This window comes from Ruegeria sp. R8_1, assembly GCF_017743815.1.
In the GTDB taxonomy this organism is placed as follows: domain Bacteria; phylum Pseudomonadota; class Alphaproteobacteria; order Rhodobacterales; family Rhodobacteraceae; genus Ruegeria; species Ruegeria lacuscaerulensis_A.
On record NZ_JAGHRL010000002.1, the window covers coordinates 418,799 to 442,706 of the forward strand.

At 58.0% G+C, this 23,908-nt stretch carries 26 protein-coding genes; 17 read left to right on the forward strand and 9 right to left on the reverse strand.

Annotated elements, in window-relative coordinates; all coding sequences use genetic code 11:
* Positions 1-100 precede the first annotated feature (100 nt).
* Positions 101-1,123, forward strand: a complete 1,023-nt coding sequence (locus J7380_RS06145) for an AraC family transcriptional regulator (RefSeq protein WP_209194942.1) — start codon at positions 101-103, stop codon at positions 1,121-1,123.
* A 368-nt stretch (positions 1,124-1,491) separates the two neighbouring features.
* Here J7380_RS06145 and J7380_RS06150 read toward each other — a convergent pair whose 3' ends face one another.
* Positions 1,492-2,616 carry a beta-ketoacyl-ACP synthase III gene (locus tag J7380_RS06150; protein ID WP_209194943.1) on the reverse strand — a complete coding sequence of 375 codons (1,125 nt, stop codon included), beginning with the start codon at positions 2,614-2,616 and terminating at the stop codon, positions 1,492-1,494.
* A gap of 169 nt (positions 2,617-2,785) precedes the next feature.
* Between J7380_RS06150 and J7380_RS06155 the strand changes: the two genes are divergently transcribed.
* The 3 genes from J7380_RS06155 to J7380_RS06165 are packed head-to-tail and all read left to right on the forward strand — an operon-like array spanning position 2,786 to position 7,349.
* A complete protein-coding gene (locus J7380_RS06155; RefSeq protein WP_170753347.1) occupies positions 2,786-3,253 on the forward strand; it encodes a MarR family transcriptional regulator in 468 nt (155 codons plus the stop codon).
* The gene (locus J7380_RS06160) at positions 3,250-4,287 is read left to right on the forward strand and encodes an efflux RND transporter periplasmic adaptor subunit (RefSeq protein ID WP_209194944.1); all 1,038 of its coding nucleotides are present in this window, start codon (positions 3,250-3,252) and stop codon (positions 4,285-4,287) included. Before J7380_RS06155 ends, J7380_RS06160 begins: the two co-directional genes overlap by 4 nt.
* Positions 4,288-4,298: 11 nt before the next feature.
* Positions 4,299-7,349, forward strand: coding sequence for an efflux RND transporter permease subunit (locus J7380_RS06165; protein WP_209194945.1), 3,051 nt, complete (start codon positions 4,299-4,301; stop codon positions 7,347-7,349).
* Between the two features lie 60 nt (positions 7,350-7,409).
* On the opposite strand, the gene carB is transcribed toward J7380_RS06165, so the two are convergent.
* Positions 7,410-10,754, reverse strand: a complete 3,345-nt coding sequence (gene carB / locus J7380_RS06170) for a carbamoyl-phosphate synthase large subunit (protein WP_209194946.1) — start codon at positions 10,752-10,754, stop codon at positions 7,410-7,412.
* Positions 10,755-10,930: 176 nt separating this feature from the next.
* Between carB and J7380_RS06175 the strand changes: the two genes are divergently transcribed.
* The 4 genes from J7380_RS06175 to aspS all read left to right on the forward strand — a co-directional run bounded on the left by J7380_RS06175 (position 10,931) and on the right by aspS (position 15,183).
* Positions 10,931-12,058 (forward strand): aminodeoxychorismate synthase component I, encoded by a 1,128-nt coding sequence (locus J7380_RS06175; protein WP_209194947.1) that lies wholly within the window; start codon positions 10,931-10,933, stop codon positions 12,056-12,058.
* A complete protein-coding gene (locus J7380_RS06180) occupies positions 12,013-12,660 on the forward strand; it encodes an aminotransferase class IV family protein (RefSeq protein ID WP_209194948.1) in 648 nt (215 codons plus the stop codon). Before J7380_RS06175 ends, J7380_RS06180 begins: the two co-directional genes overlap by 46 nt.
* Positions 12,657-13,328 (forward strand): CPBP family intramembrane glutamic endopeptidase, encoded by a 672-nt coding sequence (locus tag J7380_RS06185; RefSeq protein ID WP_348539080.1) that lies wholly within the window; start codon positions 12,657-12,659, stop codon positions 13,326-13,328. The genes J7380_RS06180 and J7380_RS06185 overlap by 4 nt, the downstream gene beginning before the upstream one ends.
* A gap of 79 nt (positions 13,329-13,407) precedes the next feature.
* Positions 13,408-15,183 carry an aspartate--tRNA ligase gene (gene aspS, locus J7380_RS06190; RefSeq protein ID WP_209194949.1) on the forward strand — a complete coding sequence of 592 codons (1,776 nt, stop codon included), beginning with the start codon at positions 13,408-13,410 and terminating at the stop codon, positions 15,181-15,183.
* 182 nt (positions 15,184-15,365) lie between these two features.
* On the opposite strand, the gene J7380_RS06195 is transcribed toward aspS, so the two are convergent.
* Positions 15,366-16,082 (reverse strand): response regulator, encoded by a 717-nt coding sequence (locus J7380_RS06195; RefSeq protein ID WP_209194950.1) that lies wholly within the window; start codon positions 16,080-16,082, stop codon positions 15,366-15,368.
* 137 nt (positions 16,083-16,219) lie between these two features.
* Here J7380_RS06195 and mce point away from each other — a divergent pair, with 137 nt between their 5' ends.
* Together mce and J7380_RS06205 are read left to right on the forward strand one after the other, a co-directional pair.
* Entirely contained in the window at positions 16,220-16,624 is a 405-nt protein-coding gene (gene mce, locus J7380_RS06200; RefSeq protein WP_170352375.1) for a methylmalonyl-CoA epimerase, read from the forward strand.
* A 16-nt stretch (positions 16,625-16,640) separates the two neighbouring features.
* Positions 16,641-16,916 carry a DUF1467 family protein gene (locus J7380_RS06205; protein WP_170352376.1) on the forward strand — a complete coding sequence of 92 codons (276 nt, stop codon included), beginning with the start codon at positions 16,641-16,643 and terminating at the stop codon, positions 16,914-16,916.
* 3 nt (positions 16,917-16,919) lie between these two features.
* Here J7380_RS06205 and J7380_RS06210 read toward each other — a convergent pair whose 3' ends face one another.
* On the reverse strand, positions 16,920-17,615 hold the full coding sequence (locus J7380_RS06210; protein WP_209195146.1) for an EI24 domain-containing protein: 696 nt from the start codon (positions 17,613-17,615) through the stop codon (positions 16,920-16,922).
* Positions 17,615-18,193, reverse strand: a complete 579-nt coding sequence (locus J7380_RS06215; RefSeq protein WP_209194951.1) for a nitroreductase family protein — start codon at positions 18,191-18,193, stop codon at positions 17,615-17,617. The genes J7380_RS06210 and J7380_RS06215 overlap by 1 nt, the downstream gene beginning before the upstream one ends.
* A 136-nt stretch (positions 18,194-18,329) precedes the next feature.
* On the opposite strand from J7380_RS06215, the gene J7380_RS06220 reads away from it, so the two are divergent.
* Positions 18,330-18,605 carry a DUF167 domain-containing protein gene (locus J7380_RS06220; protein ID WP_209194952.1) on the forward strand — a complete coding sequence of 92 codons (276 nt, stop codon included), beginning with the start codon at positions 18,330-18,332 and terminating at the stop codon, positions 18,603-18,605.
* Here J7380_RS06220 and J7380_RS06225 read toward each other — a convergent pair.
* The gene (locus J7380_RS06225) at positions 18,593-18,841 is read right to left on the reverse strand and encodes a hypothetical protein (RefSeq protein WP_170352379.1); all 249 of its coding nucleotides are present in this window, start codon (positions 18,839-18,841) and stop codon (positions 18,593-18,595) included. The genes J7380_RS06220 and J7380_RS06225 overlap by 13 nt on opposite strands.
* 123 nt (positions 18,842-18,964) lie before the next feature.
* Between J7380_RS06225 and J7380_RS06230 the strand changes: the two genes are divergently transcribed.
* From J7380_RS06230 to J7380_RS06245, 4 genes are all read left to right on the forward strand, one after another.
* Entirely contained in the window at positions 18,965-19,672 is a 708-nt protein-coding gene (locus J7380_RS06230; protein ID WP_209194953.1) for a M48 family metallopeptidase, read from the forward strand.
* Positions 19,669-20,037: a YigZ family protein gene (locus J7380_RS06235; protein ID WP_209194954.1), complete on the forward strand. Its 369-nt coding sequence runs from the start codon at positions 19,669-19,671 to the stop codon at positions 20,035-20,037. Before J7380_RS06230 ends, J7380_RS06235 begins: the two co-directional genes overlap by 4 nt.
* 68 nt (positions 20,038-20,105) lie before the next feature.
* Positions 20,106-20,381 carry a DUF6455 family protein gene (locus J7380_RS06240; RefSeq protein WP_209194955.1) on the forward strand — a complete coding sequence of 92 codons (276 nt, stop codon included), beginning with the start codon at positions 20,106-20,108 and terminating at the stop codon, positions 20,379-20,381.
* Positions 20,382-20,640: 259 nt separating this feature from the next.
* Positions 20,641-20,898, forward strand: coding sequence for a DUF6455 family protein (locus J7380_RS06245; RefSeq protein WP_170352383.1), 258 nt, complete (start codon positions 20,641-20,643; stop codon positions 20,896-20,898).
* Here the strand turns inward: J7380_RS06245 and J7380_RS06250 are convergent.
* A complete protein-coding gene (locus J7380_RS06250) occupies positions 20,895-21,137 on the reverse strand; it encodes a CDGSH iron-sulfur domain-containing protein (protein WP_170753318.1) in 243 nt (80 codons plus the stop codon). The genes J7380_RS06245 and J7380_RS06250 overlap by 4 nt on opposite strands.
* 216 nt (positions 21,138-21,353) lie before the next feature.
* On the opposite strand from J7380_RS06250, the gene J7380_RS06255 reads away from it, so the two are divergent.
* Both J7380_RS06255 and J7380_RS06260 read left to right on the forward strand, forming a co-directional pair.
* Entirely contained in the window at positions 21,354-21,542 is a 189-nt protein-coding gene (locus J7380_RS06255) for a hypothetical protein (RefSeq protein ID WP_170352385.1), read from the forward strand.
* A 125-nt stretch (positions 21,543-21,667) separates the two neighbouring features.
* Complete coding sequence (locus tag J7380_RS06260; RefSeq protein ID WP_209194956.1) at positions 21,668-22,024, forward strand: diacylglycerol kinase; 357 nt, start codon at positions 21,668-21,670, stop codon at positions 22,022-22,024.
* 6 nt (positions 22,025-22,030) lie between these two features.
* On the opposite strand, the gene J7380_RS06265 is transcribed toward J7380_RS06260, so the two are convergent.
* On the reverse strand, positions 22,031-22,393 hold the full coding sequence (locus tag J7380_RS06265; RefSeq protein WP_209194957.1) for a hypothetical protein: 363 nt from the start codon (positions 22,391-22,393) through the stop codon (positions 22,031-22,033).
* A 104-nt stretch (positions 22,394-22,497) separates the two neighbouring features.
* Positions 22,498-23,886 (reverse strand): 30S ribosomal protein S12 methylthiotransferase RimO, encoded by a 1,389-nt coding sequence (rimO, locus tag J7380_RS06270; protein WP_209194958.1) that lies wholly within the window; start codon positions 23,884-23,886, stop codon positions 22,498-22,500.
* Between the last annotated feature and the right edge of the window lie 22 nt (positions 23,887-23,908).

The window sequence follows — 23,908 nt, forward strand, 5'->3', positions numbered from 1 at the left end:
CCATACAATCTGACGGTTCAAAGGTGACGACTGTATATTTCTTAATGGCAGTTCGGAGAGTTTTCTTGTCATTTCATGCCACCATTCAAGAGAGCAATTTATGCGGCAGCCCATAATTGCGATGACGACCGCGACGGGTATGGGTCCTTTGCCATGCATTCTGGAAAGAAGGGTCGGTACGCGTGCTGTCGATCAGACATTCAAAGCCGCTGGTTTGCCGCTGGATCTATTGGAAAATCGCAACCAGAAGATCCCTATGGCCGCCATGATCAGCCTGTTTCGCGAAGCCGAAAAGGTTGCCGGAGATGAGATTCTCGGCCTCCGCGTCGGTCGGGAAATGAAACCGGGAGCTTACGGACTTTGGACTAAGTATTCGGGCCAAGGCAGAACGGCACGGGATGCCCTTACAAGACTGTCCCAAACAATCGGCGTTCATCAGTCCGGTGGACAAATGCGATTGAGACAGAGCGACAAACAGTTCGAATGGTCATACATCGTTCCCTCAAGCTTTAAGGCCAATATTCGTGCACATGCCGAACATGTAATACCTGTGATGATTGGGTTCCTGCGACCATATTTCGGGCCAAGCTGGCTACCGGACAGAATTGGTGTTCCGTATCCCAACGATGGCCTCAGCGCCAGACGCTCTGACCTGCTTCCGGTTGACTGGTGCTATCTCACAGATGCAGTCACACTGTCATTTCCGGCCGAAATGCTCAAAAGTACACTCAGCTCCACGGTCCACAAAACGGTTTACACTCAAGTTGAACTTTATGCCGAGCGCGCTTTGCGGGAGACGCAATCGCTGGACAACGTCGTTCGTGAAATTGTTGCACTTCGTTTGATGGACGGAAATATCGACATTGATGGCGCGGCGCGGCTCGTCGGGCAAAGCTTACGAACGTTTCAACGCAACTTAGATCGCGAAGGCTCCTCCTACACTGAGTTGCTGACCCAAGTGCGCAAACAACGCGCGACGGCATTGCTTCTTGAGAGTGATCTTTCAATCATGGATATCGGGTTCCAAATCGGCTTCTCCGATCCGGCAAATTTCACCCGAGCGTTTCGTTCTTGGACCGGAGCAAACCCGTCGCAAATCAGAAAAAACTCCGGAAATTCGTGAGGCTGGAATAAGTTCTTACTGTTCGGTAATCCGACTACGTTAACCAAACCCCAACCTGGTGCAAGATATCATCCTGCACTGCCAACAGTATCGGCCATATGCTATCTACGCAGATTCATTGAGACCGTTTTTCTATAGATTTACAGACCTCAATCTTTAAGCAGGGGTGAAAAGTTCAAATCCACTGGGTCAACATAGAGCATATCGCGCACGTGCCAATGCCACGATCACCACGCAGGCCTCAATAAACTAATACAGCGTCAGCTTTCTCCCTTTTCGCTGCCATTTATGAAGACCGCAGCATTTGTCAGTTTGGGCTCAAAGCAGACAGTCGAAGATTCATTCCTGCGAGTTCTGGAAACAACCCACTACCCGTGCCGCCGCACGATTACCGAACCCACGGAATACCCCGCCCCGAAGGAACAGATCAGACCGACTTCTCCATCCGCGAAATCATCCGAGTATTTCGAGAATGCGATGATCGACCCCGCTGAGGACGTGTTGGCGTAGTCCTGCAAGATATTGGGTTGTTCGCCGGGTTCGGGCTCGCGGCCCAAAACCTTTTTGCCGATGAAATCGTTCATCGTCTTGTTGGCCTGATGCAACCACAGGCGTTTCAGGTCCGAACTGTTCAGCCCTTCGGAATCCATATGGTCGGCGATGTGCTTGCTGACCATCGGCAGCACTTCCTTAAAGACTTTACGGCCGTTCTGCATGAATTGCATGTCGCGGCGATCAACTACGCCATCAGGGCGCGAGCGGCGTAAGTAACCGTTATTGTTGCGGATATTGTTTGAAAATTCGGTGGCGCAGCGGGTCGAGAGGATCTCGAAATAGGGGCCGGTTGCGTCCTCGACGCGTTCGATCAGGGTGGCGGTGGCGACGTCTCCGAAAATGAAATGGCAATCGCGGTCGCGCCACTCCAGATGGCCCGAGCATATCTCGGGGTTCACCACCAGCGCGGATTTCACCGACCCCGAGCGGATCATATCCGCTGCAGCCTGAATGCCAAACGTGGCCGAGGAACAAGCGACATTCATGTCAAAGCCAAAGCCTTTGATCCCCAGCGCCTGCTGGATTTCGATCGCAATCGCCGGATAGGCCCGTTCGTGGTTCGAGGCGGCGCAGATCACCAGATCCACATCTTCGGGTGCGCGCCCGGCCTGTGCCAGCGCCTTTTTGCAAGCATCCACAGCCATCTCGGTCATGATGCCGGGTTCATCGTCACTGCGCTGGCGCAACAAGGGGTGCATCACGTCTGGGTCCAGCACGCCGGACTTGTCCATCACATACCGGTTTTCAATGCCTGACGCTTTGAGAATGAACTCTTCCGATGAATGCTGCAGCGGTTCCACTTCACCCGAAGCAATCGCGTCGGCATTTTTGGCGTTCACCTTGTCGGCGTATGCATTAAAGGCGGCAACAAGTTCCGCGTTGGTGATGACATTGTCTGGCGTGAACACACCGGTGCCGGTGATTGCTGGCGTATACATTGCTGCCCCTGCGTTTTTCGGATTTGCCCAAAATGCAGTCAACGCAAGGTTAGTTCAAGAGAGATTGACCCAAGGGAACATCAAAGTTGCGGTGCCAATGCGCTTCAAATCTTGAATAGTTCATTTTTTGAAGTATATGACGCCCCGTGAACGGCAACGGATTCGGCACATGACATTTGACGACAGCGCACTGGTAAAGCGACTAAGCCCAGAAATGCAGGCCATGATGGGGGTCTATGCCCTCTATTGGAAGCTGGAAGAAAGCTTTGATTTGATGGAGGTCGAACTGACCCATCAAGAGTGTCACATGGTGATAAAGCTGGACCAACCCAAGCGTATGGGCGTTTTGGCGGCGGATATGCTGACGGTGCCATCCACAATCACGTCTACTGCTGATGCTTTGGAAACGGCGGGATACCTGACGCGAGAGCGCGATCCGGACGATCGTCGAGCCTGGCTGTTGGTGTTGTCCGACAAGGGGTTGGCGATGCGCCAGACTTTGGTGGCCGAGGCCGGGGCACTGTTTCAGCGCGCATCCGGTTTGACGCCCGATGAAACGGCCGAATTCGCCCGACTTGCCCGGAAAATCCGGGAAAACATTCTGAAAACGGGAATACCCGAGGGGTTGAAGAAATGAAATTGATCTCTGCTTTGGGCCTCGCCCTGACCATGCTGGCCACCACGGCCATGGCCGAAAGTGCTGCCAAGCCGGTCAAGCTGATGGTTGTGCAAGAAACCGCGCCCGGGTTTTCGCGGCAATTCTTTGGCCGGGTCGCAGCGCGACAGACGGTTGATCTGGCTTTTCAGGTGGCGGGGCAAATCGTTGATATGCCGGTGACCGAAGGTTTCGTGATTCCCAAAGGCGAATTGATTGCGGAACTGGATCGTGAACCATTCCAGCGTCGCTACGACCGGGCTGTGCTGCAGAAAGATCAGGCGGACCGGACGCTGGCGCGCTTGTCCCGTCTGCGGGGAACGGCAGCAAGTCAAGTTGCCGTTGATGATGCCGAGACAGCGGCTCAGCTGGCGGATATTGCGGTGCGCGATGCGCTATATGATCTAGAGCAGGCCACGCTGACGGCCCCCTTTGATGCTCTGGTTTCAAGCCGGGCAGTGGAATCCTTTACGACCGTATCGGCGGGGGCGCCGATTGTGCGCATCCATGACATGTCCGAGCTGCGCATCGAAGTCGACGTGCCCGAGATTTTGTTCCAGCGCTCGGGCCAGCAGGATGACATCACCATCACGGCGAAATTCCCCGTCAGCGACGAAGTATTCCCTCTGCAAATTCGGGAATTCGACGCCGAGTCGTCGAGCGTTGGTCAGACTTTCCGCATTCAATTCGGTCTGACACCGCCAGAAGGTCTGCAGATTCTTCCGGGGTCATCGGTAACGGTGAATGTGCAGGTACAGGACCAACGTACAGGTATCGTCGTTCCGGCCACTGCGGTTGTTGCTGATGCTGAAGGTGTTTTGGGTGTCTTTGTGTTTTCGCCCGTCGGCGCGGATGAAGGCAGTGTCAAATGGGCTCCCGTGGCCATTGAACCCACGGCATCGGGTGACGTAAGCGTCCTGTCCGGGCTGGAGGATGGCGATGAAATCGTGGTTGCCGGAGGCGGAGCGCTGACCGACGGGCAAGCCGTACGCCGCTTTGCCGGCTTTGCGAACTAAGGGGCGGACGTATGAATATCGCACGCGCTTCCATAGACCGGCCAATCTATACGTGGTTGATCATCCTGATCGCCTTGTTCGGTGGCATCTGGGGTTTTCTGTCGCTTGGGCGACTGGAGGACCCGGCCTTTACCATCAAGAATGCTGTCATCGCCACGCAGTATCCCGGCGCAACGGCCGAGCAGGTGGCTCTGGAGGTATCGGAGCCACTGGAATCCGCCATTCAGCAGATGGGAGAGGTCAAAACCATCACCTCGCTCAACCAGCCGGGTTTTTCGCTGATCGAGGTTGAGATCAAGTCGACCTATGACGGTACCGAACTGCCCGAAGTCTGGACCAAGCTGCGCGCCAAGGTTCGCGACGCAGCCCGGGCGTTGCCGTCCGGGGTCGGCCAGCCGCTGGTCAACGATGGATTCGGCGACGTGTTCGGCCTGTTCTATGCAGTCACTGCGGATGGCTTTTCGGACGCTGAAAAACACGAACTATCCACGTTTCTGCGGCGCGAATTGCTAACGGTCGAAGGGGTGGCCGATGTCGAAGTCATGGGCCTGCCGCAAGAGGCGATTTTCGTCGAACCGGACTTGGCCATCTCGGTCAATCAGAACGTGCCGCTGCAGGCAATCAACGAGGCGATTGCCAATGCGGATTCGGTGAACGCATCAGGCTCGTTGCGGTCTGCAGATGACCGAACAACGGTCCTGACCGCCGAAGGCTCGGACACTGTTTCGGCCATTGCGGGTCTGTCCGTTGGGTCGCAGGGGCAGGTGATCAACCTGTTTGACATGTCAAATGTGTACCGTGGCCGCCAGACCGACCCGGATGTCATCATCCGCTTTAACGGAGAAGAAGCCTTTACGCTGGGCATTGCGGGGCTGTCGACCGAGAACATTGTCGAGGTTGGCAAGCGCGCCGACGAGAAATTCGCCGAACTTGACGGGCAAATCCCCTACGGTGTCGAAATCCTGCCGATCTATCAGCAGCACGTGGTCGTCGAGCAAGCCTCGAACGATTTTCTGTTGAACCTTGCGATGTCGGTGGCAATCGTCGTTCTTGTCCTGGCCTTGTTCATGGGTTGGCGGGCCGCGATTGTCGTCGGCTCGACGCTGTTGCTGACCGTTGTCGGGACGTTGCTGTTCATGGCGCTGTTTTCCATCGAGATGGAACGGATTTCCCTAGGGGCCCTGATTATTGCGATGGGTATGCTGGTCGACAACGCCATCGTGGTCGCCGAAGGAATGCAAATCGCAATGTTGCGGGGCAAAAACTCGCGCGATGCAGCAGACGAGGCCGCGTCCAAAACCCAAATTCCGCTTTTGGGGGCGACCATCATCGGCATCATGGCTTTCGCCGGGATAGGCTTGAGCCCGGACGCGACCGGAGAGTTCATGTTCTCGCTGTTTGCCGTCATCGGAATATCACTTTTGCTGAGCTGGATTTTGGCCCTGACGGTCACTCCGATGCTGGGACATTACTTTTTCAAGCAGGGTAAAGCTGGTGCAATTGATGCCTATGGCGGCATCATGTTCCGCGTCTACGGAGCGATCCTAAGATGGGCATTGCGGTTCCGCTGGTTGGTGATTGCCATGCTGGTGTCTGTCACTGTGGCGTGCTTTGCCGGGTTCGGGCTGGTGAAACAGCAGTTCTTTCCCGACTCGAACACGCCGCTGTTCTTCGTCCATTACAACCTGCCGCAAGGAACGCCGATCGCGCGGACCGCTGAGGATATGGCGGTTTTTGAAGAGTGGCTGGCCAACCGGGATGATGTCGTGTCCGTCGCCACCTTTGTCGGGCAGGGCGCGACCCGTTTCCTGCTGACCTATGAGGCTGAGAAACCCAATCCAAGTTACGGCCACCTGATCATCCGTACCAGGACGCTGGAGGACATCCCCCCGCTGCGTGCCGCACTTGCAGAATTTGGTCAGGCGCAATTTCCTGAAGGAAAGTTCCGTACAAGGCGTCTGATCTTTGGTCCGGGCGGAGGTGATCCGATCCAGGCCCGCTTCTCGGGCAGTGACCCGGTTGTGCTGCGCCAGCTTGCGGATGAGGCTGTGTTGCGGATGCGGGATGCGTCGCAAAACGCGCTACACGTTCATCATGACTGGCGTGAAAAGGCGCTGGCCGTCCAGCCGATCTATGCGACCGAACGCGCGCAGACGGCGGGTGTTACGCGCGAGGATATTGCGGCCACGCTACAGTTTTCGACCGATGGAATCACGGGCGGCGTTTTCCGCGAAAGGGATCGCCTGATCCCGATCATCCTGCGTCGACCGGCGGACGGAGATTATTCGATCGTGGACCAGGTCGTGTTCTCGGACCAATCCGAGCGTTTTGTTCCTATCGAACAAATGGTGGATGGGTTCGAATACAAGGCGTTGAACACGCTTGTGCACCGAAGGGACAGGGTTCTGACCATCACAGTTGGCGCGGATATTCCGGCTGGTTTCACGGCGGCTCAGGTCCATTCCGAAGTCCGTGAGGCCATCGAAAGCATGGACCTTCCTGCAGGGTATCGGATGGAATGGGGTGGTGAGTTCGAAAATGCCGGCGAAGCGAATGAAAGCCTTGGGCGTCAACTGCCGCTGAGCTTGCTGATCATGGTGCTGATCTCGGTGCTGATCTTTAACGCGATCCGGCAGCCGATCATCATCTGGTTGCTGGTGCCTATGTCGGTCAATGGGGTGGTTCTGGGCTTGCTGGGCACCGGATTGCCCTTCACGTTTACGGCGCTGCTTGGGCTGCTGAGTCTCTCGGGGATGTTGATCAAGAACGGAATCGTTTTGGTAGAAGAGATCGACCTTGTGCGCGAAACCGGCAAAGGATTGCGCGAGTCGATCATTGAAGCCTCGGTCTCGCGTCTGCGTCCTGTGATGCTGGCGGCGATCACCACCATTCTGGGGATGGCGCCGCTGTTGACGGATGCATTCTTCAAATCGATGGCGGTGACGATCATGGGCGGGCTGGCTTTTGCCACGATCCTGACCATGGTGGCGGCGCCGGTATTCTACATGGTGTTCTTCCTGCCGGAATACCGGCGAAAGTCCGCGCCGCAACCTGTTGTCTAAATGAAAAACCCCCGGTCAGTGACCGGGGGTTTTGCTTTATTCTGGTGCCGGGTGGCGGGGTTAGCCCTGAAGAGATTTGACCTCAACATCGCCCTCGGCTTGCGCCTTGATCGCCAAAGCTGCTGCATGGCTTGCGGCCGCCGTGGTGAAATAGGGGATCTTGTCATAGAGCGCGATGGAGCGGATGGATTTGCTGTCCTCGACCGCCTGCGCGCCTTCGGTGGTGTTCATCAGCAACTGCACCTGACCGTCCTTCAGCATGTCTGCCACGTCGGGGCGGCCCTCATAGACCTTGTTGACCACGTCGCAGGCCACGCCCTGCTCGGCCAGCCAAGACTGCGTGCCGCGCGTGGCAACCAGCGAGAATCCCTGTTCGGTCAGTACCTGCGCCGCTTCAAGCATTGCAGGCGTCTTGTCGGCATCCTTGATCGAGATAAACGCACGACCCTCGGACGGCAGGACCATACCGGCCCCCATCTGCGCCTTGAGGAAGGCGCGCGGGAAGTCGCGGTCCCAGCCCATGACCTCACCGGTCGAGCGCATTTCGGGGCCCAGAATGGTATCAACCCCGGGGAAGCGGGCGAAGGGTAGCACCGCCTCTTTCACCGAGAACCACGGCATGTCCGGGTCGGCCAGTGTCATCTGGTCGGCAATCTTGGTATCCTGACCTTCCTTATATGCCGGACGCATCGGGAAGCTCGACAGTTTCTCACCCGCCATGATGCGCGCCGCGATGGACGCAATCGCGCTGTCGGTGGCTTTGGCGACAAAGGGCACGGTGCGTGAGGCGCGCGGGTTCACTTCGATCAGGTAGATCTCGCCGTCCTTGATCGCGAACTGCACGTTCATCAGGCCGACGACATTCAGCGCCTTGGCCAGTTTGAACGCCTGATCCTTGATCTGGTCGAGGATGTCCTTGGACAGCGAATAAGGCGGCAGCGAACAGGCCGAGTCGCCCGAATGCACACCGGCCTCTTCGATATGCTGCATGATGCCTGCCACATGCACATCGGTGCCATCGCACAGCGCATCCACGTCCAGCTCAACCGCGCCCGCCAAATAGCTGTCCAGCAGAACGGGGCTGTCGCCCGAGACCACAACGGCCTCGTTGATATAGCGTTTCAGCTGTTCCATATCGCGCACGATTTCCATCGCGCGACCGCCCAACACGTAAGAGGGGCGGATCACCAGCGGGAAGCCGATCTCGTCCGCGATCTCCAGCGCCTGTTCATCGGTCGAGGCGATGCCGTTTTTCGGCTGCTTCAGGCCCAGATCGTTAACCAGCGCTTGGAATCGCTCGCGGTCTTCGGCCAGGTCGATCGCGTCGGGCGTGGTGCCAAGGATCGGAATGCCTTCGGCCTCAAGCGCATTGGCCAGTTTCAGCGGCGTTTGCCCGCCGAACTGAACGATCACACCGTGCAGCGTGCCGTTTTCCTGCTCTTTCGTCAGGATTTCCATGACGTGTTCAAAGGTCAGCGGTTCGAAATACAGCCGGTCCGAGGTGTCATAGTCGGTCGAAACCGTCTCGGGGTTGCAATTGACCATGATGGTCTCATAGCCCTGATCCGTCAGCGCGAAACAGGCGTGGCAGCAGCAATAGTCGAATTCGATCCCCTGACCGATCCGGTTGGGGCCGCCACCCAGAATGACAACCTTCTTACGGTCGCTTGGGCGGGCTTCGCATTCGACCTCGCCCATCATCGGGGCCTCATAGGTCGAGTACATATAGGGCGTCTGCGCCTCAAACTCGGCGGCGCAGGTGTCGATGCGTTTGAACACGGCGTGCACACCCAGATTGCGGCGAGCGCGGCGGATATTGGCCTCGTCCCGGCCAGTCAGGTTGCCCAGACGCGCGTCGGTGAAGCCCAGCATTTTCAGCTTGCGAATGCCGTCCTCGGTGACGGGCAGGCCGTCTTTGCGCACCTGACGCTCGGCGTCGATGATCTCGCGGATGCGGGCCAGGAACCACGGGTCGAACTTGGTGACGCCGAAAATCTCATCGTCCGTCAGACCATGGCGCATGGCTTGCGCAATGGTGCGCAGACGGTCCGGCGTCTGCTGGCTGATGGCCTTGATCACGGCGGCCTTGTCGTCGGCTTCATCCCATAGGCCGACGTTCAGGCCGGGGATTTCGACCTCATCAAAGCCGGTCAGGCCCGATTCCATCGAGGCCAGCGCCTTTTGCATCGATTCGTGGATCGTGCGGCCGATGGACATGGCCTCACCCACCGACTTCATCGCGGTGGTCAGGTAGGGTTCCGAGCCGGGGAATTTCTCGAACGCGAATTTCGGGATTTTTGTCACGACATAGTCGATGGTGGGCTCGAAGGACGCAGGCGTGACCTTGGTGATGTCATTGTCCAACTCGTCCAGCGTGTAGCCCACAGCCAGTTTCGCCGCGATCTTGGCAATTGGGAAACCCGTCGCCTTGGACGCCAGCGCCGACGAGCGCGACACGCGCGGGTTCATCTCGATCACGACCATGCGGCCATCGACCGGGTTGATCGCCCATTGCACGTTCGAACCGCCGGTCTCGACCCCGATCTCGCGCAGCACGGCAATCGAGTGATTGCGCATGATCTGGTATTCTTTGTCTGTCAGCGTCAGGGCCGGGGCCACGGTGATCGAGTCACCGGTGTGCACACCCATCGGATCGACGTTTTCGATGGAGCAGACGATGATGGCGTTGTCGGCGGTGTCGCGCACCACCTCCATCTCATATTCTTTCCAGCCCAGCAGGCTTTCGTCGATCAGGATCTGACCCACGGGGGACGCGTCCATGCCTGTGCGGCAGATATGGATATAGTCTTCGCGGTTATAGGCCACACCGCCGCCGGTGCCACCCAGCGTGAAGGCAGGGCGAATGATGGCGGGCAGGCCCACGGTCTCCAGCGTCTCAAGCGCCAGCGCCACGCCGGCCTCAAGGTCTTTCTTACCGTCCGCATCCTTGGGGGCGGTGACGATTTCGGCCTTGGGGTTTTCGATGCCCAGCCGATCCATCGCCTCGCGGAACAGAGCGCGGTCTTCGGCCATTTCGATGGCGTCGCGCTTGGCACCGATCATCTCAACGCCGAACTTGTCCAGCACGCCCATCTCTTCCAGCGCCAGCGAAGTGTTCAGCCCGGTCTGACCGCCCATGGTGGGCAGCAGCGCGTCGGGGCGCTCTTTCTCGATGATCTTGGCGACAACTTCGGGGGTGATCGGCTCGATATAGGTGGCGTCGGCCAGACCGGGGTCGGTCATGATGGTGGCGGGGTTCGAGTTCACCAGAATGACCCGGTAGCCTTCTTCCCGCAGCGCTTTACATGCCTGAGCGCCGGAATAGTCGAACTCACACGCCTGACCGATGACAATGGGCCCCGCCCCGATGATCATGATCGACTTGATGTCGGTTCTTCTCGGCATGGCCACGTTCCTTCAATTGTTCGCGAGTCAGGGCACCCCCAAGCGCCCAAATTGTCCTGCGTTATAGGGACAGCGCGAAAAGGTTCAAGGGGTATCGGAAACAGGGGTGAAATTGCCGCTTTCCCCTCTTTCCCTCGGCACCGTATTCTCTATACCGCGCAGCACGGCAAATGAGGATGCAGGTGCGTATTCGTTTCGATCAGGGCCCGGCCGGGCAAGGGACCACTTTTGACCGGCCCACGCAGGTGATCCGCGCCGACCGCGCGGAGGACGTGCCCCACGCGTTGGAGGCGCTGGATTCCGCGCGCGCGGATGGTGCGTGGTTGGCCGGTTATGCCAGCTATGAGCTTGGTTATGCGCTGGAGCCGAGGTTGTCCGCGCGGATGCCCGAGGGCCGCCGCCTGCCATTGCTGTGCTTTGGCGTCTTTGACGCGCCGGTCCAAAGCGGCCTGCCTGCGCCTGCGGGCGGAGTGACCGGTTTCGCGCCTCGCTGGGACGAAGCGCGTTATACTCGCGCCTTCAACCGAGTGCACGAGGCCATCGGCGCGGGCGATATCTATCAGGCAAACCTAACCTTTCCGATTGACCTGATGGTCGAAGGCGCCAGCGCTGCGCTTTATGCCGCGTTGGCGGCAGGTCAACCCGTGGGCCACGGCGCGCTTGTGCAGCAGGATGGCTTGCCTGATCTGCTCAGCCGCTCGCCCGAGCTGTTCTTCCGCACCGATGCCGACCGCTTGATCGAAACACGCCCTATGAAGGGCACCCAGCCGCGCAGTGAGGACTTGGCCGAAGACGCCCGCCATCGCGATTTCCTGTCGAGTGACGCAAAGAATCGGGCCGAGAACCTGATGATCGTCGACCTGCTGCGCAACGATATCAGCCGCGTGGCGCTGCCCGGTTCGGTCAACGTGCCCGAACTGTTCAAGGTCGAAACTTATGCGACCGTGCATCAGATGATCTCGCTGGTGCAGGCGCAGCTGCATTTGGGGGCCGAGCTTTCGGACATTCTGATGGCGCTGTTCCCCTGCGGCTCGATCACCGGTGCGCCCAAAATCCGCGCGATGGAGATTCTGTCTGATCTCGAACCCTGGCCGCGCGACATCTATTGCGGCGCGATTGGCTGGGCCGCGCCGGATGGACGGTCAGAGTTCAACGTGGCCATCCGCACTCTAATGGTCGAAGACGGCACCGCCACCCTGAACGTGGGCGGCGGCGTGGTCTGGGACAGCACCGCCCCATCCGAATATGAGGAGGCGCTATGGAAAGCCCGCTTCGCCCGCCAGATGACCCTGACTTCCGCCTGATCGAAACGCTGGCCTTTCGGCCGGGGCAGGGGTTTGTGCGGCGGGATCGCCATTTGGCCCGCATGGCCCGGTCGGCCGCAGTGCTGGGGTTGTCGTTTGATCGGGACCGAGCCGTTGCCGCGTTGGAACGTGTCACGAGTCCATCCCCTCTGCGCTGTCGCCTGACGCTGGACACAGCGGGCGCTGTAGAGGTGACGACCGGCGCGCTGGCCGAGAACCCGCCGCTGTGGCGGGTGGCGATTGCGGATCAACGGCTGCGGGCCTCGGATATCTGGTTGCAGCACAAGACCACGCAGCGCGCTTTGTACGATGACGCCCGCGCATCGTTGCCACCGGGGATAGATGAGTTGCTGTTCCTGAACGAGCGCGATGAAATGTGTGAGGGCACGATCACCAACCTGTTTGTACACATGGCGGATGGCCGGCGATTGACACCTGCGTTGTTCAGCGGCGTCCTGCCTGGCATTCTGCGCGAAGAATTGCTGGATCGTAAAAGCGTTATCCAAGCGACGCTGACCTTGACCGACCTGCGCAATGCGGAAAAGATTTTTGTCGGGAATTCCTTGCGGGGCCTGATCCGGGCCGAGTTGGTGTCAGAGTGAGCAATCGAAGCGACTGGGCAGAAGCAGCTCCGCAAACCACGCGGCTTTGGGTAGAGTTTGCTCTGTTCTTTGTCGCCGTGCCCGTGCTGATCGCGGTGTTCTTTCCTCCGAACTGGATGTTTCCGTCGCTGTTCAGCTTCACGGCGCTGGGCATCGTGCTGCTGCACATCACACCGGGCTTTGCCTGGGCCGAGCTGCGGTACAACTGGCGCAATTGGTCGTGGGCCGAGGTTGCCGTGTTCACGCTGGCGATGACGATCTTTTGTTCCGCCCTTGTGATGTTGACCCGACCTGAGGCCGCGTTCTTTCTGCTGCGCAACCGGCCCGAGTTTCTGATCGTCATCTGGACCTTCTACCCGCTGGTGTCCGCCTTGCCGCAAGAGCTTTTGTTCCGCGTCCTGTTTTGTCGCAGATACCACGCGATCCTGCCGGGTGGCCGCGCCTTTTATCTGCTGAATGCAGCCCTTTTTTCGCTGGCTCACCTGATGTACTGGAGCTGGATCGTCGCCATCATGACTTTTGGCGGTGGGCTGATCTTTACCTGGGCCTATCGCGGGCGCGGTTCGTTTTTCTACGCAGTGCTGCTGCACGCAATTGCCGGGAACATCATCTTTGCGGTCGGTCTGGGTATCTATTTCTACTCAGGCAACGTGCAAAGGCCGTTTTGAGCGGGATACCTGCCTTGACTTTCGCGGCCCGACGGGGTGTATCGGCGCGACGAATTCTGCGCCCGAAGGGATATGATCCATGCACGCCTATCGCAGCCACACCTGCGCCGCTCTGACTGCCGCCAATGTCGGTGAAACCGTCCGCCTGTCCGGCTGGGTGCATCGGGTTCGCGACCACGGTGGCGTGCTGTTCATCGACCTGCGCGATCACTTTGGCGTGACGCAAGTTCTGTGCGACGGCGACAGCGCCGCCTTTGCCGAGCTGGAAAAAGTACGCTCCGAATGGTGTATCCGCATCGACGGCACCGTCAAAGCGCGTGACCCCGAGTTGGTGAACCCGAAGCTGCCCACCGGTGAGGTCGAGGTCTACGTGCGCGAGCTTGAGGTTCTGGGTGCGTCCGACGAACTGCCCCTGATGGTGTTCGGCGATCAGGAATACCCTGAGGAAACCCGCCTGCGCTATCGCTATCTGGACCTGCGCCGCGAGGCGATGCAGCAGAACATGACGCTGCGCTCGGACGTTGTTTCTTCGATGCGCAAACGTATGTGGGATCAGGGCTTCCGCGAATATCAGACGCCGATCATCACGGCGTCCTCGCCCGAAGGCGCGCGCGACTTTCTGGTGCCCTCGCGCCTGCATCCGGGCAAGTTCTATGCGCTGCCGCAGGCCCCGCAGCAGTTCAAACAGCTGATCATGGTGTCGGGCTTTGACAAGTATTTCCAGATCGCGCCGTGTTTCCGCGATGAAGACCCGCGCGCCGACCGCTCGCCCACCGATTTCTACCAGTTGGACCTTGAGATGTCCTTTGTCGAGCAGCAGGACGTGTTCGACACGATCCAGCCCGTTCTGACCGGTGTATTCGAGGAATTCGGCGGTGGCCGTAAGGTCGATCAGGAGTGGCCGCAGATTTCTTACAAAGACGCGGCGCTGTGGTACGGCAGCGACAAGCCCGACCTGCGGAACCCTATTAAAATGCAAGTGGTCTCCGACCACTTCCGCGGGTCTGGCTTCGCGATTTTCGCGAAGCTGCTAGAGCAAGAAGGCACTGAAATTCGCGCTATTCCCGCCCCATCAGGCGGCAGCCGTAAGTTCTGCGACCGCATGAACGCGTTCGCGCAAAAAGAGGGTCTGCCGGGGATGGGTTACATCTTCTGGCGCGATCAGGGCGAGGGGATGGAGGCCGCTGGACCGCTGGCCAAAAACATCGGCCCCGAGCGCACCGAGGCGATCCGTCAGCAACTGGGTCTGGGCGTGGGCGACGCCGCGTTCTTCCTTGGCGGTAAGCCGAAAGCCTTTGAAAAGGTCGCGGGCAAAGCGCGTGACGTGATCGGCGAAGAGCTTAACCTGACCGAGAAAGACCGTTTCGCCTTTGCCTGGATCGTGGATTTCCCGATCTACGAACAGGATGAAGAAACCGGAGCGATCGATTTTGAACACAACCCGTTCTCGATGCCGCAAGGCGGAATGGAGGCGCTGAACGGCAATCCTCTGGACGTGCGCGGCTATCAGTACGACTTGGCCTGTAACGGGTACGAGCTGGTCTCGGGCGCGATCCGGAACCACAAGCCCGAGATCATGCTGAAGGCTTTTGAACTGGCAGGCTATGGCGCGGATGAGGTGAAATCCCGCTTTGGTGCGCTGTTCAACGCCTTCCACTATGGCGCGCCGCCGCACGGTGGTTGTGCTGCAGGGATCGACCGGATTGTGATGCTGCTGGCCGATGAGGCCAACATCCGCGAGGTCATGATGTTCCCGATGAACCAGCGCGCCGAAGATCTGATGATGGATGCACCGTCCGGTCCAAGCTCGGATCAGTTGATGGAACTGGGACTGAGGATCATCCCGCAGGAATAACAAAAACCCGTCGCATCCTTTGCGGCGGGTTTTTTTGTACGCCAAGCTATATCCGTCCGGTCTTTTCCAGCGGATCGCTAACCTCGTCGCGGGCTGCCCTAATACTGCGTGCTGCAAGTCTTGTCTGGCAATAAGCCCACAGGCAGACCAAACCTGCGGTTACAAAATAGGCGGTTGCCATCTCAGATTGCCTCGCGCTGTTCAAGTCGCGCCTGAACAATGCCGGCCACCTGAGCCGCAAGTGCCGTTACCGGAGTGCCACTCGCGCGTGACTCAGCAAGTCTGCTGGCAGCTTCAGCCAGAATCGTGTCTTCGGCATCGCGTGCAACGCCACGCAAAAACTGCGCCGCATAGTCCAAACTGCGGTGATCGTTCGGCCCGGCAAGAACATCAGCGATATGGGCCATATCGTCCTGATAGGCCATTGGGTCCGGGTGTATAACTTCGTCCCGGACAGCGTGCAGACTGTGAGGGCGGCGGTCCGCGGGCAGACGCTCTAATATCGACTTCTGAAAATAGGAAAGGGATTTAAGGGGTTTGGCCAGAAACCCATCGGCCCCTGCGGTTTGCGCATCCTTCTGTGCGTAGTCATCCCCGGACATACCCAGAATGGCACCGATCCGTGGCACAGCCTCGGTCAGTTCGGCGATCAAATCAGCGCCGGACCCGTCAGGCAGGCCCATATCGACCAGAATTACCGAGGGGCGATAAATCTGCAGGTGTCTACGGGCCGATTTCAAGCAATCCGCGCGTCGAATGCGTGCGCCAGAGTGCAAACACATCAGGCGTATCGCATCGCAGGCATAGCGGCTGTCTTCGACAACCAAAATTGTTTGACCCAGCAGCGGCCGCGTCGCCGTTGGCTGCGCGGGCGAGGTGAAGGGGTTCGAATCGTCCATGGCAGAACTCCTATTCAGCAGATGCCTTCAGGCTAGGAACTTCTGGCTAACACGACGTTAACGGCAATTTGGCGCACTTGTTCTTTGCCCGGACACGCCCCATAACCGCTGCAACGCAGAGAACAGAGGAGAGTTCCATGATTGGTCGTCTGAACCACGTCGCCATCGCCGTGCCTGACCTGGAGGCCGCATCGGCGCAGTACCGCAACGCGCTGGGCGCCAAAGTCGGTGCACCGCAGGACGAGCCCGATCACGGGGTGACCGTTGTGTTCATCGAACTGCCAAACACCAAGATTGAACTGCTGTATCCGCTGGGCGATGACAGTCCGATCAACGGATTTCTGGAAAAGAACCCCGCTGGCGGCATCCACCATGTCTGCTATGAGGTCGAGGATATTATCGCCGCCCGTGATCATCTGAAAGAAACTGGCGCGCGTGTGCTGGGATCGGGCGAGCCCAAGATCGGGGCGCATGGCAAGCCGGTGCTGTTTCTGCACCCCAAGGACTTTAACGGCTGTCTGGTCGAGCTAGAACAGGTTTAACCAAAGCGAGGATGTCATGACCATTACTGCTGCACTCGTCCTGTTTGCCGTCATCTGGTTCATGACGTTGCTGATCGTGCTGCCGATCCGTATCAAGACGCAGGGGGATCTGAACGAGATCGTACCGGGTACCCATGCGGGTGCACCGGAAGTACACCACATGAAAAAGAAGATGTGGATCACCACCGGGATTTCCGTGGTGCTGTGGGCGATTATCGCCGGGATTATCGTTTCCGGCGTGATCTCGGTCCGCGATTTCGACTGGCTGAACCAGTTGGAACCCAGGGGATAACTGTCAGGGCGTCGGCCCTGACAGCTTGTGATAGATGTGGGTGAATGTAGCCGCACCAATGATCGGAATCACAAGGTTCACTAGCGGTACTGACAGCGGGATGGCCATCAGTGTGCCGGCAAGCCAAATGGTTGACGTGTGTTTTGCGCGCAGCTTTCGCGCACTTTCGCGCCCGATCCGGCGCATTGCGGCCAGGGTGAAATATTCCCGTCCCAGCAAAAAGCCATTCATGGCCCAAAAGATAAACGGAGCCAAAGGCGAGAAGATCACATACAGGATCAACGCCAGAAGGTTGGCCGCAATCAGCACGCCCATAAAGCTGAGCGCATCTCGGACACCGTCGCTAAACGGGATGCCGGCTACGGCGGGCAGCGTGCGATAATGTTTGTCTTCGACCGCCTGCGCGACCTCTTCGAGAAACATCGAAATGATGGCCGAGGCGACGGGCATCATCAAGAATACCGGCAGCACCAGAACGACAAAGATGCCCGAATAGTTCAGCACGTCGTTCAGCCATGAGACTGTACCGATCCAAGGCAACGAGATTTCACTGCTTGCCAACCAGTTAATCAACCAAATCGCCGCTGCGCAGCCCGCAATCAGAAGAATGATCGTTAACCCGACACCGCGCAAAAGGACCGAGCGGAACTTCGGGTCGCCGATCTGACCAAGCGCCGCGAAGAACGCGTTGAGGATCATCATTCGGACACCCATTCGGTCAGCGCGGCCACGTCGGGTCGAGGGCGTTCAGGCGGCGTGACAGATTCTGTGGCGATGTGGACAAAGCCTGCGATCCGTTCATTGTCCTTTAGACCCAAAGCTTCGCGGCAGAACTCGGGGTCGTGCGATTGCCAGCCAGACAGCCAGTTTGCCCCCCAACCGGCCGCCAAAGCCGCGTTTAGCAAGCCAAGGCAAACTGTGCCTGCCGAATACGTTTGCTCGATTGAAGGCACCTTGTCAGACGGTTTTTGGACCTCAACCACAGCGACAGCCAATTGACCCATGTCGAATTGGCTGCGGGTCTTATTGATATCTTCCGGAGTTTTGCCCAAACGATCGCCGCAGGTCTGGGTCAGGGCAGACAGCCTGGGCATCGCGCCTTTCTCGATCACAATAAACCGCCACGGTTCCAGCTTGCCGTGATCGGGGCTGCGGGCGGCGGCTGTCAGCAAAGGCAACAGCTCTTCTCGGGTCGGGGCAGGGGCGACCAGCGTCTTTGCGGGCCGGGACCGGCGCGTTTGCAGAAACTCAAGGGCGGCCGGGTTCTTCAAGGACATATGTTAACTTCCTTCACATAGGCAGATTGTATCTGGTTGACCATCTGGCAGGTTTCAAGAGCAAACGGCTGGACTGCGGGGATCATTTCCATCCCACGCCATAGGGTGCAAGGGTGTTTCGGGACAGGAGGTCCGTATGGCAAAGCCAAAACTGCGAAACGTGCCGGATTTAACCGTCATTGCTCTTCCGGGGGCTGAGATCAACGTGAAGGTAACACCCAAAGCTGCCTTGGACCGGATCACGCTTGATGGCGGTTTAATTCGCGTCTACGTAACCGCCCCGCCCACCGAAGGTAAGGCCAACGACGCAGTGCGCCGGGTTCTTGCAATTGCGTTAGGCGTTCCGGCGACTTCGCTGAAACTAAGGCGGGGGCAGACATCGCGGGACAAGCTGTTTGTCTATGACCCTTGATCCGGTGTTTCGTGGATCTGGTAAACCCCCTCGGGCAGGTCAAGGGCAGCAGCCAGATCGCGAACCTGCTCGGGCGATAGTGTGATTTTCTGCACTGTGTCGGTCCGTGGATCCAGCTGTTCCAGCGTGACGCATTCGGCAAAGTTATTGATGATTACGTCCTCTTGCAAAGGCTTTTGGCCCTCGTCCACCAGGGTAATCACTGTCGAGTCGAATTCATGCTCAATCGAAAACATGTGATCAGATTGCCGGGCGTTTAACGCCATTGCAACCCGTTCGAACGCATTCAACCAGTGGCGGTCTTATTCTGGGCGCGCTATGGTCGAAAAAAGCGGCAGGACCGTTTAAAGGGATGATGAATGCGCCGTCTGATTGCTTTGATTTTACCTGTGGTGTTGGCAGCTTGCACAGCCGATACGCTGCGTGTTCAACCCGTTGAAGACTGGCAACAGGATTCTGCCGGTTTTGCGGTTCAGGCAACCGCTTTTCAGGAGATCAGCCGGAGGGTCGGCCGACAGGCGCGCAGCGAATGCCTAAAACGGGAAGGTGTCAGGAATTGCGACTTTACCATTGTTGTTGACCTGAACCCCAAAGCCCCCGCAAATGCCTTTCAAACGCTGGACGATAAGGATCAGCCGGTAATCATCTTTACAAGGGCCATGATTCAGTCGGCTGAGAATGCGGATGAATTGGCCTTTGTTATGGGGCATGAGGCCGCCCATCACATCCTGCAGCACATTCCCCGACAATCTGTAAATGCCCGCGAAAGTGCTGCCATTTTTGGTGAACTGGCCCGGCTTGGCGGGGCGCAAGGCGCGGATGTGGAAGAGGCGCAGAAGCTAGGTGCTCAGGTCGGGGCGCAAGTCTATATCAAAGACTTCGAGCTTGAGGCCGACGCGCTTGGTACCGTTATCACTTACAAGGCAGGTTATAACCCACTTGTCGGGGCCAAGTACTTCGATCGCATTCTAGACCCCGAAGACAGTTTTCTAAGCACTCATCCGCCCAATGCAAAACGGGTTCAGGTTGTGGTGGATACAGCGCGCCAGCTTGGGTTGACGCAATGACCGGGTTGAAATGCTTGGGTGTGGTTCTGACTGACCGCGGGTCAAAATACGCAGTGTCGGGTGCTCCGGTCGCATCGCGGGCAGATGTGGAAGCCGTTCTGAAGACGCTGAAAGCGGATAAGAGTTATGCCAAGGCAACGCACAACACTTGGGCTGCGACACTGCCGACGGGTGCGTTAAAGGCGGATGACGGTGAAGCGGGGGCTGCCATGGTTATTCTGCGGATGATGGAACGTGCGGCTCTGGACGGGCACGTTATCATCGTAACGCGTTGGTATGGTGGTAAAAAACTGGGCGGAGACCGGTTCCGCCGCGTTCAGGATGCAACACGAGCCTATCTGGACCAGATCGTTGCAGAGTGTTGACCTGAGTCAAGGGCGTCGCAGCAGCTTTCGGATACTCTGATCAAAACGTATCAGGGAAAGGATGCCGAATGCCCAGCCGAGAAACGTTGAAGCAGCACGCAAGTCTGGTTGATCGAATGGCAACGCGGGTCGGTATCGACCTTGAAGATGCGGCGATCCGGGGGGATGTCTCGATCGATCAGATATCAGAGGCGGTGCTGCGCTGCACGGAATGCGGAAATCCCGGACATTGCAAAACCCTAATGGAGCAAGACGCGACATCGCCGTCGGCACCAGAGTATTGCCGCAATAAGGATCTGTTTTCCCAGCTAGTCTCGCCGGTGGCTATGTCATGCAAAAATTAGGGAACGTCATGACTCATCTGCGGCTGGTCCTGCGTATGGGAAAGGCGACAGGCACAGATGTGACTTCGGCTCATCGACAAGGGCGTCTTAGTCAGCAGGAGTGGGCAAGAATGGTGAGATCCTGTCAGGGGTGCAATTGGGCCGAACGATGCCCAGACTGGCTGTCTGATGCCCAAAATGCGGTATGCGCGCCGCAGACCTGCCCAAACCGAGAGCGGTTTGCAGAACTAAAGGTGCAACAAATGCAGGAGACCCAATAATGCGGGACGTTCTAGGCGAAGTGGAGATGCATTTCTGGCTTACGCGGTCTATGGCCAGATGTATCGACCTATCGCTGTCCGAGGCAATGGCAGAGGGCAGGCTCAGTGCAGATGACTACGCGACAATGGTGACGCGATGCAGGGCCTCGAAATGCAGCGGTCAATGCGCCGGATGGCTTGCGGACCAGCAAGCAGGGGCCGACAAGGCCCCCGGCTTTTGCGCCAATGCCGAGACTTTGAACGCCTTGAAGGCTTAGAGCTTTGAATGGGATCCGTCGCAAAGCGGCGGATTAGCGCTGTGTTTGCATCCGCAAAAAAACACCTTCTTGGTGCTTTCCGCGGTGTATTTTACTGGCTCAATACCGCTGCCCTTGTGAGACCCATCGCAAAACGGTTGGCGCTTAGACTGTCCGCACGCACACCAGAAGTAGTTTTTGCCCTCGGTCACCTCGACCGGGTATGGGGCTTTCTGAGCGATAATTGGCGCATCTGACATTTGGCTGATCCTTTTCTTGGCGTGTGTTGTCCGATGGTTCTAGTTCAAATCCTCTGAAACTCTAGCAACGGTCGGATATTCCGCCACAACGGCGTAGAATTGCTGGCCCCACATTTTTGTGATCGGATTTGTTGCAAATTTGCCGGCGAAGTCGTATTTTGAGACTGGCCCCGAATTTCTGGGGAATATCAGGAAATTAATAAAGGAATGACGGACATGAAATTGAAATTCGCTACAGTTGGCGCGTTTGCATTGATCTTGGGCGCGTGTTCGCAACAGGAAGAACCGGCACCGGTTTATATCACTCCTGAATACGACAAGGTTGGAAACCCAAGCTGCCCTGCGGGTACTCAGCTGGCAACGACCGAAGCAGGTCAGACAGTTTGTGACCCCGTCGCACAATAACCATATCGCGGGCGACCTTCGCAGGGTCGCCCGTTTCCAGAAACGTGCCGCCCTTTGGGCGGTTTTTTCTTGCCTGCATCCCCCGGATTGAGGTTTTGTCCGCTCTACTGTTATGCAGAGGGCGCATGAGAAACTTTCTGATCCGATTAAAACACCGCACAGTCTGGAGTTGGCAAGGACTGGCCGCCACGTGGCGCGACGAGTATTCGTTTCGTGTTTGGGGCTGGGCTAATCTCATTTCCGCTGGGCTTGCGGTTGCTTTGCCTCTTACAGGCAGTCTGCGCGCGCTAATCATCGTGCTGGGCATATTGGTTATGGTCGCCGAACTGTTCAACACTGCGATCGAACGGGCTGTGGATCACACATCCACCGACCACAGCATATTGGCTGGTCAAGCCAAGGACGCCGCCAGCGCGGCGGTTGCGCTGACAGCCGTTGCCGCCGGGGTTGTATGGGTCATTGGCCTGATCACACTGGTCTGACGCGGGCTATTTGATTCGATATCTTGCAAACCCGCGATGGAATTTATGATGCCGAAACCCATGGCGTCGCGGCGTATAGTATTTATAGTATTTCTTTTTGTGCCGCTTGAACGACGATCGGTGGTGCTTTTTTACCGGTTTCGCGTGATGTAATTTTGCTTTTGCAGCAGGTTTATGCACTTTCGGCGCGATAAAATGCCGATGTACCCGCGCTTTTCCGCGATGCGAAATGCCGAAGGATTTCACCCCGGAAAGCGTAACTTTGGCCGAACTGCCATGTCGGTAGTCAGCGGCGGCAGGGGCCGCAATCAGTTGAGTGGCAAGCACCGCCACTGCTAATTTCGCCGCGAAGGGACGCAGTTTAGTCATGATAACCCTCCTTCTTGCGTGTTGAGGTCTCATGTCTATGTGGGGCGCCGAGTGGTTGATCTCCAATAAACTCGGCTCACGCTTCGACTATAATCAGTGACCGATCAGGCCAGTTTGCCCCAGAGATCGTATTCCCCCGCTTCATCCACTACGACCGAGACAATATCGCCGGGTTTGAGATCCGCGAACTCTTCGTCAATGAACAAATTGCCATCGATCTCAGGCGCGTCGGCCTTGGTGCGGCAGGTGGCGGCCTCGTCATCGACCTCATCCACGATCACGTCCAGCGTTTGTCCAACCTTTGCGGCCAGCTTTGCCTCGGATATCGCCTGCGCCTTTTCCATGAAGCGTTCCCAGCGGTCCTGTTTGACCTCGGCCGGGACGTGATCAGGCAGATCGTTCGAGCGCGCCCCGTCCACGTTTTCGTACTGAAAGCAGCCAACGCGATCCAGCTGCGCCTCGTCCATCCAATCCAGCAAAGTCTGGAATTCGGACTCGGTCTCACCGGGATAGCCGACAATAAAGGTTGAACGCAGCGTGATATCGGGGCAGGTGGCGCGCCATGCGGCGATTTCGTCCAGCGTTTTGGCAGCCGCCGCCGGGCGGGCCATGCGTTTCAGAACGTCAGGATGGGCGTGTTGGAACGGAATATCCAGATAGGGCAGCATGTTGCAGCCCGCATCTGCCATCAGCGGGATCAAGTCGCGCACATGCGGGTAGGGATAGACGTAGTGCAGGCGTACCCAGGCATCAAACTGCCCCAGCTCGCGCGCCAGATCGGTGATGTGGCTGCGCACCTCGCGGTCTTTCCACGGGTTCACATCATATTTGCGGTCCAACCCATAGGCCGAGGTGTCCTGAGAGATCACCAGCAGCTCGCGCACGCCATTGTCAACCAGCTTTTCGGCCTCGCGCAGCACCGCATGGGCCGGGCGGCTGGCCAGCTTACCGCGCATGTCGGGGATAATGCAGAACTTGCACTTGTGGTTACAGCCCTCGGATATTTTCAGATAGCTGTAATGGCGCGGGGTCAATTGCACGCTGGCGGCGGGCAGCAGGTCCACGAACGGATCAGGATCGGGTGGAACGGCCTGATGCACGGCGTCCAGCACCTGTTCATACTGATGCGGACCGGTGACGGCCATGATGCGTGGGTGATGTTCACGGATGTAATCCGGTTCGGCCCCCAAGCAGCCCGTGACGATAACCTTGCCGTTTTCGACCAAAGCCTCTCCGATTGCGTCCAGTGATTCTGCTTTGGCGCTGTCGAGAAACCCGCAGGTGTTCACGATCACGGCATCGGCCCCGGAATAATCTGGCGAAATCCCGTATCCTTCGGCCCGTAGGCGGGTCAGGATGCGTTCGCTGTCCACCAAAGCCTTGGGGCAACCCAGCGACACCATACCAATGGTCGGTTGGTTCGAACGGGGCGCGTCGGTGATCCGGGCAGCGGGTGCCAGGTCGGGGCGGAGGTTTGGCGGGTTTGTACTCATTGCGCGGCATATAGTGGGGAAC

Bases quoted from the DNA above. Each gene is read 5' to 3' on its own strand.
- J7380_RS06145 (WP_209194942.1), top strand. From the start codon at position 101: ATGCGGCAGCCCATAATTGCGATGACGACCGCGACGGGTATGGGTCCT.
- J7380_RS06150 (WP_209194943.1), bottom strand. From the start codon at position 2,616: ATGTATACGCCAGCAATCACCGGCACCGGTGTGTTCACGCCAGACAAT.
- J7380_RS06155 (WP_170753347.1), top strand. From the start codon at position 2,786: ATGACATTTGACGACAGCGCACTGGTAAAGCGACTAAGCCCAGAAATG.
- J7380_RS06160 (WP_209194944.1), top strand. From the start codon at position 3,250: ATGAAATTGATCTCTGCTTTGGGCCTCGCCCTGACCATGCTGGCCACC.
- J7380_RS06165 (WP_209194945.1), top strand. From the start codon at position 4,299: ATGAATATCGCACGCGCTTCCATAGACCGGCCAATCTATACGTGGTTG.
- carB (WP_209194946.1), bottom strand. From the start codon at position 10,754: ATGCCGAGAAGAACCGACATCAAGTCGATCATGATCATCGGGGCGGGG.
- J7380_RS06175 (WP_209194947.1), top strand. From the start codon at position 10,931: ATGCAGGTGCGTATTCGTTTCGATCAGGGCCCGGCCGGGCAAGGGACC.
- J7380_RS06180 (WP_209194948.1), top strand. From the start codon at position 12,013: ATGGAAAGCCCGCTTCGCCCGCCAGATGACCCTGACTTCCGCCTGATC.
- aspS (WP_209194949.1), top strand. From the start codon at position 13,408: ATGCACGCCTATCGCAGCCACACCTGCGCCGCTCTGACTGCCGCCAAT.
- J7380_RS06195 (WP_209194950.1), bottom strand. From the start codon at position 16,082: ATGGACGATTCGAACCCCTTCACCTCGCCCGCGCAGCCAACGGCGACG.
- mce (WP_170352375.1), top strand. From the start codon at position 16,220: ATGATTGGTCGTCTGAACCACGTCGCCATCGCCGTGCCTGACCTGGAG.
- J7380_RS06205 (WP_170352376.1), top strand. From the start codon at position 16,641: ATGACCATTACTGCTGCACTCGTCCTGTTTGCCGTCATCTGGTTCATG.
- J7380_RS06210 (WP_209195146.1), bottom strand. From the start codon at position 17,615: ATGATCCTCAACGCGTTCTTCGCGGCGCTTGGTCAGATCGGCGACCCG.
- J7380_RS06215 (WP_209194951.1), bottom strand. From the start codon at position 18,193: ATGTCCTTGAAGAACCCGGCCGCCCTTGAGTTTCTGCAAACGCGCCGG.
- J7380_RS06220 (WP_209194952.1), top strand. From the start codon at position 18,330: ATGGCAAAGCCAAAACTGCGAAACGTGCCGGATTTAACCGTCATTGCT.
- J7380_RS06225 (WP_170352379.1), bottom strand. From the start codon at position 18,841: ATGTTTTCGATTGAGCATGAATTCGACTCGACAGTGATTACCCTGGTG.
- J7380_RS06230 (WP_209194953.1), top strand. From the start codon at position 18,965: ATGCGCCGTCTGATTGCTTTGATTTTACCTGTGGTGTTGGCAGCTTGC.
- J7380_RS06235 (WP_209194954.1), top strand. From the start codon at position 19,669: ATGACCGGGTTGAAATGCTTGGGTGTGGTTCTGACTGACCGCGGGTCA.
- J7380_RS06240 (WP_209194955.1), top strand. From the start codon at position 20,106: ATGCCCAGCCGAGAAACGTTGAAGCAGCACGCAAGTCTGGTTGATCGA.
- J7380_RS06245 (WP_170352383.1), top strand. From the start codon at position 20,641: ATGCGGGACGTTCTAGGCGAAGTGGAGATGCATTTCTGGCTTACGCGG.
- J7380_RS06250 (WP_170753318.1), bottom strand. From the start codon at position 21,137: ATGTCAGATGCGCCAATTATCGCTCAGAAAGCCCCATACCCGGTCGAG.
- J7380_RS06255 (WP_170352385.1), top strand. From the start codon at position 21,354: ATGAAATTGAAATTCGCTACAGTTGGCGCGTTTGCATTGATCTTGGGC.
- J7380_RS06260 (WP_209194956.1), top strand. From the start codon at position 21,668: ATGAGAAACTTTCTGATCCGATTAAAACACCGCACAGTCTGGAGTTGG.
- J7380_RS06265 (WP_209194957.1), bottom strand. From the start codon at position 22,393: ATGACTAAACTGCGTCCCTTCGCGGCGAAATTAGCAGTGGCGGTGCTT.
- rimO (WP_209194958.1), bottom strand. From the start codon at position 23,886: ATGAGTACAAACCCGCCAAACCTCCGCCCCGACCTGGCACCCGCTGCC.